Annotated in this window: 17 protein-coding genes; 12 read left to right on the top strand and 5 right to left on the bottom strand. The window is 74.8% G+C overall.

Features of this window, described 5'->3' with window-relative positions:
• On the bottom strand, window positions 1-538 hold a 538-nt coding region (locus ACWCSD_RS33375), incomplete at its 3' end, for a MarR family winged helix-turn-helix transcriptional regulator (protein WP_449920854.1).
• A gap of 76 nt (window positions 539-614) precedes the next feature.
• On the opposite strand from ACWCSD_RS33375, the gene ACWCSD_RS33380 reads away from it, so the two are divergent.
• Complete coding sequence (locus tag ACWCSD_RS33380; RefSeq protein ID WP_357981480.1) at window positions 615-1,526, top strand: EamA family transporter; 912 nt, start codon at window positions 615-617, stop codon at window positions 1,524-1,526.
• A 37-nt stretch (window positions 1,527-1,563) separates the two neighbouring features.
• Window positions 1,564-2,427: an SMP-30/gluconolactonase/LRE family protein gene (locus ACWCSD_RS33385; protein ID WP_397158406.1), complete on the top strand. Its 864-nt coding sequence runs from the start codon at window positions 1,564-1,566 to the stop codon at window positions 2,425-2,427.
• 16 nt (window positions 2,428-2,443) lie between these two features.
• Here ACWCSD_RS33385 and ACWCSD_RS33390 read toward each other — a convergent pair whose 3' ends face one another.
• Complete coding sequence (locus ACWCSD_RS33390) at window positions 2,444-2,932, bottom strand: DinB family protein (protein ID WP_397158404.1); 489 nt, start codon at window positions 2,930-2,932, stop codon at window positions 2,444-2,446.
• Between the two features lie 67 nt (window positions 2,933-2,999).
• On the opposite strand from ACWCSD_RS33390, the gene ACWCSD_RS33395 reads away from it, so the two are divergent.
• The 8 genes from ACWCSD_RS33395 (at window position 3,000) to egtE (ending at window position 10,007) form a co-directional block, all read left to right on the top strand.
• Window positions 3,000-3,398, top strand: a complete 399-nt coding sequence (locus tag ACWCSD_RS33395) for a VOC family protein (protein ID WP_387674040.1) — start codon at window positions 3,000-3,002, stop codon at window positions 3,396-3,398.
• Between the two features lie 116 nt (window positions 3,399-3,514).
• Window positions 3,515-4,222: an RNA polymerase sigma factor gene (locus ACWCSD_RS33400; RefSeq protein WP_358299560.1), complete on the top strand. Its 708-nt coding sequence runs from the start codon at window positions 3,515-3,517 to the stop codon at window positions 4,220-4,222.
• Between the two features lie 40 nt (window positions 4,223-4,262).
• Window positions 4,263-4,508: an anti-sigma factor family protein gene (locus ACWCSD_RS33405; RefSeq protein WP_358299563.1), complete on the top strand. Its 246-nt coding sequence runs from the start codon at window positions 4,263-4,265 to the stop codon at window positions 4,506-4,508.
• A gap of 98 nt (window positions 4,509-4,606) precedes the next feature.
• A complete protein-coding gene (gene egtA, locus ACWCSD_RS33410; RefSeq protein WP_397158401.1) occupies window positions 4,607-5,872 on the top strand; it encodes an ergothioneine biosynthesis glutamate--cysteine ligase EgtA in 1,266 nt (421 codons plus the stop codon).
• Window positions 5,869-7,164: an ergothioneine biosynthesis protein EgtB gene (gene egtB / locus ACWCSD_RS33415; protein ID WP_449920862.1), complete on the top strand. Its 1,296-nt coding sequence runs from the start codon at window positions 5,869-5,871 to the stop codon at window positions 7,162-7,164. The genes egtA and egtB overlap by 4 nt, the downstream gene beginning before the upstream one ends.
• Window positions 7,165-7,875 carry an ergothioneine biosynthesis protein EgtC gene (gene egtC, locus ACWCSD_RS33420; protein WP_449920865.1) on the top strand — a complete coding sequence of 237 codons (711 nt, stop codon included), beginning with the start codon at window positions 7,165-7,167 and terminating at the stop codon, window positions 7,873-7,875.
• Window positions 7,876-7,893: 18 nt separating this feature from the next.
• The gene (gene egtD, locus ACWCSD_RS33425; RefSeq protein ID WP_449920867.1) at window positions 7,894-8,874 is read left to right on the top strand and encodes an L-histidine N(alpha)-methyltransferase; all 981 of its coding nucleotides are present in this window, start codon (window positions 7,894-7,896) and stop codon (window positions 8,872-8,874) included.
• Window positions 8,871-10,007 carry an ergothioneine biosynthesis PLP-dependent enzyme EgtE gene (gene egtE / locus ACWCSD_RS33430; protein WP_449920870.1) on the top strand — a complete coding sequence of 379 codons (1,137 nt, stop codon included), beginning with the start codon at window positions 8,871-8,873 and terminating at the stop codon, window positions 10,005-10,007. Before egtD ends, egtE begins: the two co-directional genes overlap by 4 nt.
• Window positions 10,008-10,051: 44 nt before the next feature.
• Here the strand turns inward: egtE and ACWCSD_RS33435 are convergent, their stop codons facing one another.
• From ACWCSD_RS33435 to ACWCSD_RS33445, 3 genes are read right to left on the bottom strand one after another with little or no spacing between them, the layout of a single operon-like run.
• The gene (locus ACWCSD_RS33435) at window positions 10,052-11,299 is read right to left on the bottom strand and encodes a cytochrome P450 (protein ID WP_397158394.1); all 1,248 of its coding nucleotides are present in this window, start codon (window positions 11,297-11,299) and stop codon (window positions 10,052-10,054) included.
• Window positions 11,300-11,315: 16 nt separating this feature from the next.
• Complete coding sequence (locus tag ACWCSD_RS33440; RefSeq protein WP_449920873.1) at window positions 11,316-12,692, bottom strand: NAD(P)/FAD-dependent oxidoreductase; 1,377 nt, start codon at window positions 12,690-12,692, stop codon at window positions 11,316-11,318.
• Window positions 12,685-12,885, bottom strand: a complete 201-nt coding sequence (locus ACWCSD_RS33445) for a ferredoxin (protein WP_352355003.1) — start codon at window positions 12,883-12,885, stop codon at window positions 12,685-12,687. Before ACWCSD_RS33445 ends, ACWCSD_RS33440 begins: the two co-directional genes overlap by 8 nt.
• A 131-nt stretch (window positions 12,886-13,016) precedes the next feature.
• Here ACWCSD_RS33445 and ACWCSD_RS33450 point away from each other — a divergent pair, with 131 nt between their 5' ends.
• Both ACWCSD_RS33450 and ACWCSD_RS33455 read left to right on the top strand, forming a co-directional pair.
• Window positions 13,017-13,589 carry a TetR/AcrR family transcriptional regulator gene (locus ACWCSD_RS33450; RefSeq protein ID WP_352327684.1) on the top strand — a complete coding sequence of 191 codons (573 nt, stop codon included), beginning with the start codon at window positions 13,017-13,019 and terminating at the stop codon, window positions 13,587-13,589.
• On the top strand, window positions 13,586-14,118 hold a 533-nt coding region (locus tag ACWCSD_RS33455), incomplete at its 3' end, for an MFS transporter (RefSeq protein ID WP_449920876.1). The genes ACWCSD_RS33450 and ACWCSD_RS33455, both read left to right, overlap by 4 nt.

Below are 14,118 nucleotides of genomic sequence, written 5' to 3' on the forward strand. Positions count from 1 at the left end.
GCTGGCCATGGCCCGCGCGTACGCGCTGCCGGGGACGGGGCTGACCGGCGACGCCACCCTGGCCGCCGCCGTCGCCGCCGGGATCGACCACTACCTCGTCGCGCCGCTGCCCGGTGAGCGCCGCCAACATGCGCTGCTCGGTCGCCAGATGGTCGGGCAGCGCGCGGTCGATCAGCGCGAGCCCCTCGGCGGTGAGCGTCACGTGCACGCCGCGCCCGTCGGAGTCGCTGGGCGTGCGTCGCACCAGCCCCCGCGACTCCAGCCGGTCGAGCCGCTGGGTGACGGCCCCGGAGGTGACCATGGAGGCGCGCATCAGGGCGGCGGGGGTCAGGCGGTGGGGCGGTTCGCTGCGCCGCAACGTGGCCAGCACGTCGAACGAGGCCCGGTCGAGCCCGTGCCCGGCGAACGTACGGCCCAGCTCGGCCTCGATGAGCCGGGACAGCCGCGACAGCCGCCCGATCACCGCCATGGGGGAGACGTCCAGGTCAGGGCGCTGCGCGTGCCACTGCCTGAGGATGTAGTCGACCTGGTCAGCCACCCTCGCAGCCTACAAGTGTCTTAGCGGTGAGGAAAATCACCTGGCCGGAACGTCGGGGTTCGGTTAATTTGTCTTAGTGCTAAGTAATCGAACGGGAACCGTTCTGCTGACCGCCCTCACCCCCGCCATCTGGGGGACCACCTATCTGATCACGACCGAACTGCTGCCGCCCGGCCGGCCCTTGCTGGCCGCGTTGATCCGCGCCCTGCCGGCGGGCCTGATCCTGATCGCGATCACCCGTCGGCTGCCCCAGGGGAACTGGTGGTGGCGTGCCCTGGTGCTCGGCGCGCTCAACATCGGATTGTTCTTCGCGTTGTTGTTCGTGGGCGCCTACCGGTTGCCCGGAGGGGTGGCCGCCACCGTGGGGGCCATCCAGCCGCTGCTGGTCGCGTTGTTGTCGGCGGGGCTGCTGGGGGAGCGGCTGACCTGGCGCGTCGCGCTCGCCGCGGCGGCGGGCGTGGCCGGGGTGAGCCTGCTGGTGCTGCGCGCCGACGCCCGGCTCGACCTGCTGGGCGTGGCCGCCGCGCTGGGCGGCGCGGTGGTGATGGCGGTCGGGGTCGTGCTCAGCAAGCGCTGGAAGTCGCCCGCGCCGCTGCTGGCCACCACCGGATGGCAGCTGACGGCCGGCGGCCTGCTGCTCGCCCCGGTGACGTTCCTCGTCGAGGGGCCGCCGCCCGCCCACCTGACCGGCGAGAACCTCGCCGGGTACGCCTACCTCGCGATCATCGGCTCGGCCCTGGCCTACACCCTGTGGTTCCGGGGCATCCGCGAGCTGTCGGCCACCAAGGTCACCTTCCTCGGGCTGCTCAGCCCCGTCGTCGCCACCGCGCTCGGCTGGCTGGTGCTCGGGCAGCGGCTCACCCTCGCGCAGGTCGCCGGCGCCGTCATCGTGCTCGCCGCCCTCCTCGTGGCGCAGCTCCAGCCCGTACGGCACCGCGCCGCGCCGGAGCCGCTGGAGGCCCCCGTGCCCGCGGGCGGGAAACGATGATCGCGTCCGACGCTAGGATCGGGCCGAGGAGGCCGGTATGAGCGTGCAGGCGTACCCCGTGACCGGGCCGGTGGCCGAGCACGGCGAGGGGCCCGTGTGGTCCGCCCGCTGGGGCGGGCTGCGGTGGGTGGACATGCTGGCCGGCGACGTGCTCGCCCTCGACGACTCCGGCGGCGTGCGGCGGCGGCACGTCGGCCCGGTCGCCGCGGCCCTGCGCCCGCGCGTGACCGGCGGTTACGTGGTAGCCGGCGAACGCGAGCTGCTGCTGGCCGACTCCGACGACCTCGACGCGCCGCTGCGCCCGCTCGGCCAGGCGTGGAGCGACCCCGGCGTGCGCATGAACGACGGCGGCTGCGACCCCGAGGGCCGCTTCTACATCGGCAGCATGCCCTACGACGAGACCCCCGGAGCCGGCTCCCTCTACGTGGCCGGGCCGGACGGCGCGCTCAGCCCGGTGATCAGCGGCGTCACCGTCTCCAACGGCCTCGACTTCAGCCCCGACGGCGGCCTCGCCTACTACGCCGACACCGCCACCGGCCGGGTGGACGTCCTCGACCACGACCCGGCGGGCGGGCTCACCGGGCGCAGGCCGTTCGTGACGATCGACCCCGCCCAGGGCGCGCCCGACGGGCTGACGGTCGACGCCGAGGGCGGGGTGTGGGTGGCGCTCTGGCAGGGGTTCGCCGTGCACCGGTACACCCCCGGCGGGCGGCTCGACGCCGTGGTGGAGCTGCCGGTCGGCAAGGTCACCGCGGTCACGTTCGGCGGCCCCGGCCTCGACCGGCTGTACGTCACCACGTCGAGGCTCGGGGTGGACGCCCGGGAGCAGCCCGAGGCGGGCGCCCTGTTCGCCGCCGACCCCGGCGTGCGCGGCCGCCCGGTGCTGCCCACCACTCTGTGACGGGAGCGAAGGGCGATCAGCGGGGGTGGTCGCCGGTGGCGCCGTCGATCAGCTCGCGCAGGATGTCCATGTGGCCCGCGTGCCGCACGGTGTCCTCGATCATGTGGATGAGCACCCAGCGCAGGGTCACCCGGCGGCCCGCCCACGAGGTGCCGGGCTCGTCGAGGGGGAGGTCGGAGATCGCCTTGTCGGCGGCGGCGCGGGCCCGGCCGTAGAAGGCGACGATCTGCTCGGTGGTCTCCCGCTCGCCGATCGCGAAGTCGTCCTCGGGGGCGAACCACAGCGGCTCGGCCTCGCGGCCGAACGTCGAGCAGAACCAGCCGTACTCGACGGCGGCCAGGTGTTTGACGATGCCGAGCAGCGACGTGCCGGACGGTGTCATCGGCCGCCTGACCTGCTCCTCGCCCAGGCCCTGCAGCTTCCACACGATGACGTCGCGGTGCCGGTCGAGGCTGGCGTGCAGGCTCTCCTTCTCGCCACCGGACGGCGGCACTCCTGTTCCCATGCCCGCGACCGTAACAGCCGGGACCGACACGTTGCCGTCGCCCGCCGGGGGCCGCGATACTCCCTGCATGATCGGTCATATCGGCATCAACGTCCCCGACATGCGGGCGGCCAAGGAATACTACGACGCCCTGCTGCCGTACCTCGGTTTCAAGGAGTTCTTCAGCAGCGAGGAGGAGATCGGCTACATGCCGGCGGACGACAAGCCGGGCACGTACCTGTTCCTCTACCCCGCGCAGGAGGCCGGCGACTACTCGCGGCACCGCACCGGGCTCCAGCATCTGGCGTTCTCGCTGCGCAGCCGGTCCGCGGTCGCCGAGGCGCACGCGCGGGCGGTGGAGCTCGGCTCGGAGGTGCTGCACGAGCCCAGGGAGTTCCCCGAGTACCCGCCGCCCTACCACGCCGCGTTCTGGCTCGACCCGCACGGCGTCATGCTGGAGGCCGTCTGCCACTACGACCGCGACTGACCTGCGGCGATCCCGGTTCCGCGCGGCTGGACGGCCTCCGCCGGGGAAGGTTCCCCATGGGTGCCGCCGTACGACGTGCGGGCGTGGACCGGTGTGCGATCTTCAGGTGCGAGGGGGTGAGGGCTAGCCTGGAGCATGACGTCCCGCACGGGCCCGGCGGCAGGCCGGGCGTGGACGACGCGCGGCCCGATGTCATGATGTCCCCGACGCTCGACCGGGAGGAAACGATCGTGGGGCCTTTCGCGGGCGGTGGGCTGCCCCCGGACGACGTCGTCGTCGCGGCGCTGCGGGCCGGGGACGAGTCGATGTTCGCCGCGCTCCTCGACACCTGGTCGCGGGGGATGTTGCGGGCGGCCAGGTCCTACGTGTCCACCGACGACTCGGCCGAGGAGGTCGTGCAGGACACGTGGCTGGCGGTGATCGGCGCCATCGACGCCTTCGAGGGGCGCTCCTCGGTCAAGACGTGGGTCTACCGCATCCTGGTCAACACCGCCAAGAAACGCGGCCTGCGCGAGAGCCGCACGCTGCCGTGGAGCGCGTTCGAGCCGCCCGCCGAGCCGGCCCAGAAGGTGGACGGCCCGACGCCGGAGGGCGCGGTGCTCGCCTCGGAGGCGCGCGGTCTCATCGGCGAGGCGCTGGCCGGGCTGCCGCCCCGGCAGCGGATCGTCATCACCCTGCGTGACCTGGAGGGATGCACGTCCGAGGAGGTTTGCGAGATCCTGGAGATCTCGGCCGCCAACCAACGGGTGCTCCTGCACCGGGCAAGGGCCACGGTCCGCGACCGGCTCGAAGGCTACTACCAGTCCGTGAAGCGGTCAGAATAGGTTAAACGGTTCAACGCTCAGAGGTGAGGCGGTCAACGTCGTGAAGCGGTTCACGTGCGACGAGCTGGTAGAACTCATCACCGCCTACCTTGACGGCGCTCTTGACCGGCCCGAACGCGAGGGGTTCGAGGCGCACGCGGCGGCCTGCGCCGACTGCGCGCGGCAGCTCGACCAGTTCCGCGAGACCGTCCGGGCCCTGCGCGAGCTCCCGCCGGAGCGCAAGTTGTCCGACGGCACGCGCGACCGCCTGATGTCCGCCTTCAGAGCCCGCCGCCACCGGGGTTGACGGCCCCTTTTCTGCACCAAGAGCCGCAAAAGGGGCAAATCTCGGCAGATCATCAGATTTCCGTGTAACGCTGGCGGGTCTCGCGGGTCTGTAAGCACATGCGCCACGCGATGACCGGCCCGGCGGCCGGCGGGTCCGGCGCCTCGGGAGCGGCCGGCGAGCCGCTCCGGGGCGTGCCGGAGGTGGAGGAGTTCGCACGCCGGTGCTTCGCCCCCGCCCCGGGCGACCGGGTGGGGGCCGAGCTGGAGTTCCTGATCTTCGACCGGGCGGATCCGGCGCGGCAGGTGCCGATGGACCGGGTGAAGCGGGTCGTCCCGGCGCTGGCCGGCGGGAGCCGGGTGACGTACGAGCCGGGCGGCCAGATCGAGCTGTCGGGCCCGGCCGGGCCGCCCGCCGAGGCCATCGGACGGCTGGCCGCCGACGTGGCCGCCGTCCGCGCGGCGCTCGGGCGGGCCGGGCTGGTGCTGGGCGGCGTGGGGCTCGACCCGCTGCGCCCGGCCCGGCGGCAGCTCCGCCAGCCGCGCTACGACGCCATGGCCGAGTTCCTGGGCCGCCCGTACGGGCCGCTGATGATGTGCTCGACCGCGTCCGTCCAGGTCAACGTGGACCTGGGGGAGCGGCCGGCGGTCCGGTGGGAGCGCGCCAGGCTGCTCGGGCCCGTCCTGACAGCGGCCTTCAGCAACTCGCCGCTGAGCCGCGGACGCCCCTGCGGCTGGATGTCGGGCCGCCAGGCCGTCTGGGAGAACCTCGACCCGACCCGCACCGCCCCCGTCGACGGCTCCGGCGACCCGGCGGCGGCCTGGGCGGCGTACCTGCTCGACGCCCGGCTCATGCTCGTCCGCGAGGACGAGCGCCGCTACCGCGCGGTCGGCGACGGCTCGACCTTCCGCGACTGGCTCGACGGCGCGGGCCAGCGCCCGCCCACCCCCGACGACCTGGCCTACCACGCCACCACGCTGTTCCCGCCGGTCCGGCCGCGCGGCTGGCTGGAGATCCGCTACCTCGACGCCCAGCACCCGGACGACTGGCCGGTGTGCGTCGCCGTCACCCACGCGCTGATCACCGACGACCGCGCCGCCGACGCCGCCCTGTCGGCCGCCGAGCCCGTCGCGGGCCTGGCCGAGGTGGCCGCCAGGTGCGGCCTGACCGACCCGCGGCTCGCCCGCGCCGCCGAGGCGGCCTTCCGCGCCGCCGTCGAGGCGCTGCCCCGGCTCGGCGCGCCCGCCGATCTGGTCGACGGCGTGTCCGGCTTCGCCGCCCGGTACGTGAGCGCGGGCCGCTCCCCGGCGGCCGACCTGATGGACCTGATGACGGACCCGGTACGGCGCCTGCCGGCCTGGCTGAGCGGAGAAGGACGGGCATGAACGACATCAAGGAACGCATCGCCGCCGAGCTGACCGCGGTGCGCGACCGTTCGCTGACCTACACCGAGGCCGAGGACGACCTCCTGCTGCGCCAGCACTCCCCGCTGATGTCGCCGCTGGTGTGGGACCTCGCGCACGTCGGCAACTACGAGGAGCTGTGGGTGCTGCGCGAGGCCGCCGGCATCACGCCGCTGCGCCCCGAGATCGACGACATCTACGACGCCTTCAAGCACCCCCGCAAGGACCGTCCCACCCTGCCGATCCTCGGCCCCGAGGAGGCCAGGAAGTACATCGGCGGCGTGCGCGGCCGGGTGCTCGACGTGCTGGACGCGATCGACCTGGAGGCCGCCGCGCCGCTGCACCGCGATGGGTTCGTGTTCGGCCTGGTCATCCAGCACGAGCACCAGCACGACGAGACGATGCTGGCCACCTGGCAGCTGTCCCGGCAGCCCGGCCTGGTCCGCGACGGCGACCTGCCGCCGGGCCGCGCCACCGGCCCCGCCGAGGTGTACGTCCCCGCCGGCCCCTTCCAGATGGGCACCGGCACCCTGCCCTGGGCCTACGACAACGAGCGCCCCGCCCACCGGGTGGACCTGCCCGCCTACTGGATCGACCGGCTGCCCGTCGGCAACGCCGCCTACGCGGCGTTCGTCGAGTCCGGCGGCTACGACGACCCGCGCTGGTGGCACCCGGACGGCTGGCGCTGGCGGCAGGAGAGCGGGGCCACCGCGCCGCTGTTCTGGACCCGGGAGGGCGACGCGTGGTGGCGCACCCGCTTCGGCCGCGCCGAGCCCGTCCCGATGGACGAGCCGGTCCAGCACGTGAGCTGGTACGAGGCCGACGCCTACGCCCGCTGGGCGGGCCGGCGGCTGCCCACCGAGGCCGAGTGGGAGAAGGCGTGCGGCTGGGACCCGGACGCCGGGCGGGCCCGTAAGTACCCGTGGGGCGACGAGGATCCCCGTCCCGACCTGGCCAACCTCGGTCACCGGGCGGCCCGGCCGGCCCCGCTGGGGGCCTACCCCGCCGGGGCGAGCGCGTACGGGGCCGAGCAGATGGTCGGCGACGTGTGGGAGTGGACCGGGTCGTGGTTCCAGCCCTATCCCGGGTTCCGCAGCTTCCCGTACAAGGAGTACAGCGAGGTCTTCTTCGGGCAGGAGTACCGGGTGCTGCGCGGCGGCTCGTGGGCGGCCGACCCGGCGGCGGTGCGGACGACGTTCCGCAACTGGGACTACCCGGTCCGGCGGCAGATCTTCACCGGCTTCCGCTGCGCCCGCGACGCCGAGCGGGCCTAGATGTGCCGGCACGCCGCCTGGCTGGGCGCCCCGCGCCCGCTGACCACGCTGATCCACGAGCCGCCGCACGGCCTGCTCGCCCAGTCGTACGCGCCCCGGCGGCAGCGCCACGGCACGGTCAACGCCGACGGCTACGGCATGGCCTGGTACGACCCGGCCAGGCCGGAGCCGGTGCGCTACCGCCGCGCCATCCCCATCTGGGCCGACGCCAACCTGCCCGCGCTCGCCGAGATCGCCCGCTCCGGCTGCCTGATCGCGGCCGTGCGGTGCGCCACGACCGGGATGCCGGTGGAGGAGAGCACCACCGCGCCGTTCGCCGGGGGCGGCTGGCTGCTCAGCCACAACGGCCGGGTCGAGCGCGACGCGGTCATGGACCTGGCCGACGACCTGCCCGAGAGCCCCTGCGACTCGGCCTGGCTGGCCGCCGCCGTGTTCGCCCGCGGCAGCGCCGGGCTCGGCCTGGCCGCGGCGCTGGCCGACGTCGTCGTGCGCGCGGGGGAGAAGGACCCCGCCGCCCGCCTGAACCTGCTCGCCTGCGACGGCACGGCGCTCGCCGCGACCGTCTGGGGCGACACCCTCTTCTTCCGCGCCGACCGGGACGGCGTGTACGTGGCCAGCGAGCCGCTCGACGACCGGCCCGGCTGGCAGGCGGCGCCCGACCGCAGCCTGCTCACCGCCACGCCGGACGACGTACGCGTCCAGCCGTTGTGACCTTTTCAGGAGGATCTCGTGCCCGTCATCCAGCCGACCGTCCATGTGATCAACCATCTTGACCCCGGCTACCTGCGCCAGGCGCTCGAACACGACGTCAGGACCGGGCTGACGGCCACGCCCAAGTGGCTGCCGCCCAAGTGGTTCTACGACGAGGCGGGCAGCGACCTGTTCTCGCGCATCACCCGGTTGCCCGAGTACTACCCGACCCGCCGCGAGCTGACGATCCTGCGCGCGCGGGCGGCCGAGATCGCCGCCGCGAGCGGCGCCGACACGCTGGTCGAGCTGGGGTCGGGCACGAGCGAGAAGACCGTGGTCCTGCTGGACGCGCTCACCGCGGCGGGCACGCTGCGCGCCTACACGCCGGTGGACGTGGACGCCGTCACCCTGGAGGCGGCCGCGCGTCGGCTGGGCGGCCGCTACCCCGGACTGGAGGTGCGGCCGGTGTGCGCCGACTTCGAGCGGCACCTGCGGCTGCTGCCGCGCTCGGGCAGGCGCATGGTGGCCTTCCTCGGCGGCACGATCGGCAATCTCGAACCGGCCGCCCGCGAGGTGTTCCTGAAGGAGGTGCGCGCCACCCTGCGGCCCGGCGACACGTTCCTGCTCGGCGCCGACCTGGTGAAGGACACCGGGCGGCTGGTCGCGGCCTACGACGACGCCGCCGGGGTGACGGCCGCGTTCAACCGGAACGTCCTGCGCGTGGTGAACCGGGAGCTGGCGGCCGGGTTCGAGCCGGAGGCGTTCGAGCACGTCGCCCTGTACGACCAGCGCAACGACTGGATCGAGATGCGGCTGCGGGCCACCCGGGACATGCGGGTGCGGGTCGGCGCGCTCGGCCTGACCGTGGACTTCGCCGCGGGCGAGGAGATGCGGACCGAGATCAGCGCCAAGTTCCGGCTGGAGCCGCTGGGGGAGGAGCTGGCCGCGGCCGGGTTCACCGTCCTGCGGTCGTGGACCGACCCCGCCGGCGACTTCGGGCTGCTGCTGGCCGGGGCGTGATCGCCGCACGCTGGCGGGCCGCCCGCTCGGCCGCGCCGCCCGGACACCTGGACGCGGCCGGCTGCAACGTGCCCAGCGACCGGACGCTGGCCGCGACGGTCGAGCACCTGCGGCGCGAACGCGAGCTCGGCGGGTACGCCGCCGTGCCCGGACTGACCGCGCCCAGGGCCGCGCTGGCCGCACTGACCGGCGCGGACGCGGCCGACGTCGCCTTCCTGGAGAGCGGCACGGCCGCGATGGCGGCGCTGCTCGGCGGTTGGCGGCTGCCGCCGGGCGCCCGGGTAGGCTTCACCCGCTCGGAGTACGGCAGCACGCTCATGCTGCTGCGCCGTCTGGCCGCCGAACGCGGCTGGACCCTCGCCGAGCTGCCCGCCGACGACGACGCCCGCCTCGACCTCGACGCCCTGTCCGCCGCCCTGCGCCGCGGCCTGGACCTGGTCACCCTGCCGCACCTGCCCTCCCACCGGGGCACCGCGCAGCCGATCGGCGAGATCGGCCGCCTGTGCCGGGAGGCCGGCGTGCCCCTGGTCCTGGACGTGTGCCAGTCCCTCGGCCACCTGGACGTCACCGGCGCGCGGGCCACCGCCTACGTCGGCACCTCCCGCAAGTGGCTGGCCGGGCCGCGCGGCGTCGGCTTCCTGATCGTGCCCGGCCTCACCGAGGACATGGACGCGGCAGCCCCCGCGCTCGGCGGCCACGTCTGGCTGGAGGACCCGGCGCGCAGCGGGCCGCTGCCCGGCGCCGCGCGCTACGAGAGCGCCGAGTCGGCGGTCGCGGCGCGGATCGGCCTCGGCGTCGCCGTCCTGGAGCACCACGCGCTGGGGCCGGACGCGGTCCGCGCCCACCTCGCCGAGCTGGGCGCGGCGGCCCGGCGCACGCTCGACGGCAGGGGCGGCTGGCGGGTGGTGGAGCCGTACGACGAGCCGACGGCCATCGTCACCCTGCGCCCGCCCGGCGGCGCGGACCCCACCAGGACGGCCGCGGCGGCGGCCGGGGCGGGCCTGCTGGTGGGCGTCGCGCCGGTCGCCCGCGCCCCGCTCGACCTGCGGGAACCGGTGCTACGCGTCTCGCCGCCCCCCGGAACCCGGCAGGAGACCCTGGAGGCCCTGGCCCGCGTCCTCGACGGAAGCTAGAGCAGGCGGGCGCTGTAGCGGGCGGGCGTCGGAGCAGGCGGGCGTCAGAGCAGGCGGTCGAAGCCGACCAGCAGGTGCGCGGGCCCGCGCAGCGACGCGCTGTGCCGGTACGGCGGCGGGCCGGCAGCCAGTTCCGGCCCGACCAGCCTGCTCACCAGCGCGCCCAGCGCGACCCGCGCCTCGATCCGGGCCAGCGGCGCCCCCACGCAGTAGTGCACGCCCCCGCCGAACCCCAGATGCTGGTTGTCCCGCCGCGCCGGGTCGAAGCGGTCGGCGCCGGGGAAGCGGGCCGGGTCCCGGCTGCCCGAGGCCAGCAGCAGCGCCACGTCCGCGCCCTGGGGGACGGTGACCCCGGCGATCTCGATGTCGGCCAGCGTCGTGCGGGTGCGGAACTGCACCGGCGGGTCGTAGCGCAGCACCTCCTCGACGGCCGGCACGATCAGCCCGGGGTCGGCGCGCAGCCGCGCCAGCGCCTCCGGGTTGCGCAGGAACGTCAGCATGCCGTTGGTGATCAGGTTGACGGTGGTCTCGTGGCCGGCGATGAGCAGCAGGGCCATCGTCGCGATGATCTCCGGGGCGTCCATGCGCTCGGTCTCGCCGTCGGTGAGCAGCGCCGACAGCAGGTCGTCCGACGGGTGGGCGTGCCGCTCGCCGGCCAGCTCGACCAGGTACGCGCGCAGCTCCGGCGCGGCGGTCTCGGCCTGCCGCACCTCCTCGGCCGACAGCCCCTCGGGCGGGTCCAGCGTGCGGGCCAGCGCCGAGGCCCAGCCGTGGAAGCGCGGCTCGTCCTCCTTGGGCACGCCGAGCAGGTCGCAGATCACCGTGACCGGCAGCGGGTAGGCCAGGTCGTCCACCACGTCCAGGGAGTCGTGGCCGGCGCGCCGGTCGAGCAGTTCGGCCACCAGCGACACCACGTGCTCCCCGAGCCGGTTGACGCGCTCCGGGGTGAAGTGCCGCATGACGATCCGCCGCAGCCGGTCGTGGTCGGGCGGGTCGAGGAAGATGAACGCCGGTTTGCGGGACTCCTGGCCGTTCTGGGCGTCCTGTCCGGCCATCAGCCTGCCGGAGGCGCCGAACGAGCCGGAGCCGCTCCTGCTCTTGCGCTCGTCGGAGCTGATCCGCGGGTCGTGCAGCAGCGAGACGATCTCGGCGTACGTGCTCACCGCGTACAGGTCGTCCCCCTGGCGGGAGACGGGCGTCTCGCGCAGCCGGGCGTACAGCGGGTACGGGTCCGGGCGGCTCGCCTCGTCCAGGACCTGCGCGAACAGGCTCTGCGTCACCTGGTGGGCCATGGTCGTCCTCCGGCTCTCATTCCAGCGGCGGCGCGGTCAGCGGCGAGCGGGGGTCGCGCTCGCGCGGCACCTCGCGCGCGGTCGGGCCCTGCCCGGTCACCGCGGCCGTCGGGCTGTGCGTGGACTGGCCGTCCACGGCCAGGCCGGCGGGCACCGGGAGCAGCGTGCGCGGCCCGTCGGCGGCCCGCAGGTCGGGCGGGAAGGGCGCGGCCGCCTCGATGAGGCCGGCGTAGGCGGGCAGCGAGCGCGGGGCGTCCACCGCGACCGCCGCCACGCACCGGCCCTGGCGGCCGAAACAGGCCACGAAGCGGCGCTCGGCCACCGAGCCCTGCGTGACCACCACCTCGTCGGCGATCGTCGGCAGCCCGACGGACTTGATGCTGACGCCGAACTGGTAGGACCAGAACGCCGGCAGCCCCCGGTGCGGGCGCGGCCGGTCGGCGACCATGTTGTGCGCGGCGGTGGCCGCCTGGCGCACCGCGTTGTCCCAGTGCTCCACGGCCAGCAGCAGGCCGTCGAAGTGCGGGTGCGGCCAGCGCGCCACGTCGCCGGCCACGAACACGTCGGAGGTGACGATCGCGTCGGCGTCGAAGGCCCGGCAGGCGGCGTCGCACACCACCCCGCGCGCGTCGGCGGCCAGGCCCGCCCCGTCCAGCCATTCGGTGTTGCGGACGGCCCCGAGCGCCACCACCGCGACCTCGACCGGCAGGACGTCGCCGTCGGACAGGTGCGCCGCGCGCAACCGGCCCTCCGCGTCGCCCTCCAGCGCCATCACCGTGGTGTTGACCCGCAGGTCCACGCCGTGCTCGCGGTGCAGCCGGGCGGCCACGCTGCCGGCCGCCGCGCCCAGGGCGCCGGCCAGCGGGGCCGGTCCGCGTTCTGCGACCGTCACGGGCAGGCCCATCTCGCGGCACACGGAGGCGATCTCCGAGCCGGTGAACCCGCCGCCGATGACCAGCACCCGGCTCGGCCCGGCGGCGAGCGCGGCCCGCAGGCTCGCCGCGTCGTCGCGTCCGCGCAGGGTGAACACGCCGGTCAGGGCCGCCTCGGCGGGCTCGGGCCAGGGGCGCGCCCGGGTGCCGGTGGCGATCAGCACCCGGTCGAAGCCGATCTCGCGCCCGCCGGCCAGGCGTACCTGCCGGGTGCGCAGGTCCAGGCCGATGGCGGGCTCGCCGAGCAGCCGGCGCGCCCGCAGGTCCCGCGCCGTGACGAGCGCGGTGTGCGCGGGCGAGGCGCGGCCGGCCAGCACCTGCTTGGACAGCGGCGGCCGGTCGTAGGGCTCGTACGGCTCGTCGCCGATCAGGGTCAGCTCCCCGGTGAAGCCCTCGGCGCGCAGTGTCTCGGCGGCCCGCAGGCCGGCCAGCGAGGTGCCGACGATCACCGCGCTACGCATGGTCGTCCGGCGAGCAGGTGATCGCCTGCACCGGGCAGGCCGCGGCGGCCTCGCGCACCTGCTCGCGCAGCGCGTCGGCCGGGGCGTAGTCGTACTCGAGGGACTCGGCGCCGTGGAACCGGAAGACCGCCGGCGCCGCGAACACGCACTGGCCGTAGCTCAGGCAGCGGTTCAGATCGACGAGCACTCTCATGTCCGCCACGTTACGAACGGCTGCTCCAGCCACGTTCCAACCTGATCCCAAGTTTTCCTGATTTGCGAAACCTAGGACTCCTAGGATAAAACCTAGGAAGGTTAGGTTTCCTGCTGCGGAGGTGGATCATGATGGCTCGGGCCGGTCTGACGGCGGACCGCGTGACGGAGGCGGCCGGGGAGCTGGCCGACGAGGCCGGGTTCGACAACCTGACGGTCTCGGCCCTGGCGCGCCGCTTCGGCGTCGCGGACGCCAGCCTCTACTCCCACGTCAGGAACCTCCAGGACCTGCGCGTCCGGGTGGCGCTGCGCGCGGCCCGCATCCAGGCCGACGCCCTGACCGCCGCGGTGGCCGGCAAGGCGGGCAAGGACGCGCTGGCCGCCTTCGCCGCCGCCTACCGCGACTTCGCGCTCGCCCACCCGGGCCTGTACGAGGCCACCCAGCTCCGGCTCGACCCCGAGATCGTCGCCGGGTGCGCCGACGTCCAGCGCATCTTCACCACCACCAACGCGGTCGTGGCCGCGTACGGGCTGCCCGAGCCGGCCCACACCGACGCCATCCGGCTGCTGCGCAGCACCTTCCACGGCTTCACCAACCTGGAGGCCCGCGGCGGCTTCCAGGCGTCCCGCGACGTCCGCAGCTCGTGGGACGCGATCATCGACGCGCTCGACAGCGCACTGAGACATTGGCAGGTTTCCCCATGACCGGAACGACCGCGGCCCGGCCCGGCCTCGACCGGCGGCTGCTGACGGTCGCCGGGGTGCTCACCCTCGGCGCCTTCACCGCCCTGCTCGACGGCACGGTGGTCGGCGTCGCCACGCACACCCTGGCCCGCGCCTTCTCCGCCGACCTGGCGGCCACCCAATGGGTGACGACGGCCTACCTGCTCGCCCTGGCCGCGGTCATCCCGGCAACGGGGTGGGCGGCCCAGCGGTTCGGCGCCGGGACGGCCTGGACCGCCTCGCTCGCCGTGTTCCTGGCCGGCTCGATCCTGTGCGGGTCGGCCTGGTCGCTCGGCAGCCTCATCGCCTTCCGCGTCGTGCAGGGGGCCGGGGCGGGCATGCTCTTCCCGCTCAGCCGGATCATCGTCGTCGAGGTGGCCGGGCGCGAGCGGCTCGGCCGGATGATGGCGCTGATGGCCGTGCCCGCCGTGTTCGCGCCCGTCCTCGGGCCGGTCGTCGGCGGCGTGCTGCTGGAGACGCTGTCGTGGCGGTGGGTGTTCCTGGTCAACGT

Source organism: Nonomuraea sp. NPDC001684, from assembly GCF_053596515.1.

Bases quoted from the DNA above. Each gene is read 5' to 3' on its own strand.
- ACWCSD_RS33385 (WP_397158406.1), top strand. From the start codon at position 1,564: ATGAGCGTGCAGGCGTACCCCGTGACCGGGCCGGTGGCCGAGCACGGC.
- ACWCSD_RS33390 (WP_397158404.1), bottom strand. From the start codon at position 2,932: ATGGGAACAGGAGTGCCGCCGTCCGGTGGCGAGAAGGAGAGCCTGCAC.
- ACWCSD_RS33395 (WP_387674040.1), top strand. From the start codon at position 3,000: ATGATCGGTCATATCGGCATCAACGTCCCCGACATGCGGGCGGCCAAG.
- egtA (WP_397158401.1), top strand. From the start codon at position 4,607: ATGCGCCACGCGATGACCGGCCCGGCGGCCGGCGGGTCCGGCGCCTCG.
- egtB (WP_449920862.1), top strand. From the start codon at position 5,869: ATGAACGACATCAAGGAACGCATCGCCGCCGAGCTGACCGCGGTGCGC.
- egtC (WP_449920865.1), top strand. From the start codon at position 7,165: ATGTGCCGGCACGCCGCCTGGCTGGGCGCCCCGCGCCCGCTGACCACG.
- ACWCSD_RS33435 (WP_397158394.1), bottom strand. From the start codon at position 11,299: ATGGCCCACCAGGTGACGCAGAGCCTGTTCGCGCAGGTCCTGGACGAG.
- ACWCSD_RS33440 (WP_449920873.1), bottom strand. From the start codon at position 12,692: ATGCGTAGCGCGGTGATCGTCGGCACCTCGCTGGCCGGCCTGCGGGCC.
- ACWCSD_RS33445 (WP_352355003.1), bottom strand. From the start codon at position 12,885: ATGAGAGTGCTCGTCGATCTGAACCGCTGCCTGAGCTACGGCCAGTGC.
- ACWCSD_RS33450 (WP_352327684.1), top strand. From the start codon at position 13,017: ATGGCTCGGGCCGGTCTGACGGCGGACCGCGTGACGGAGGCGGCCGGG.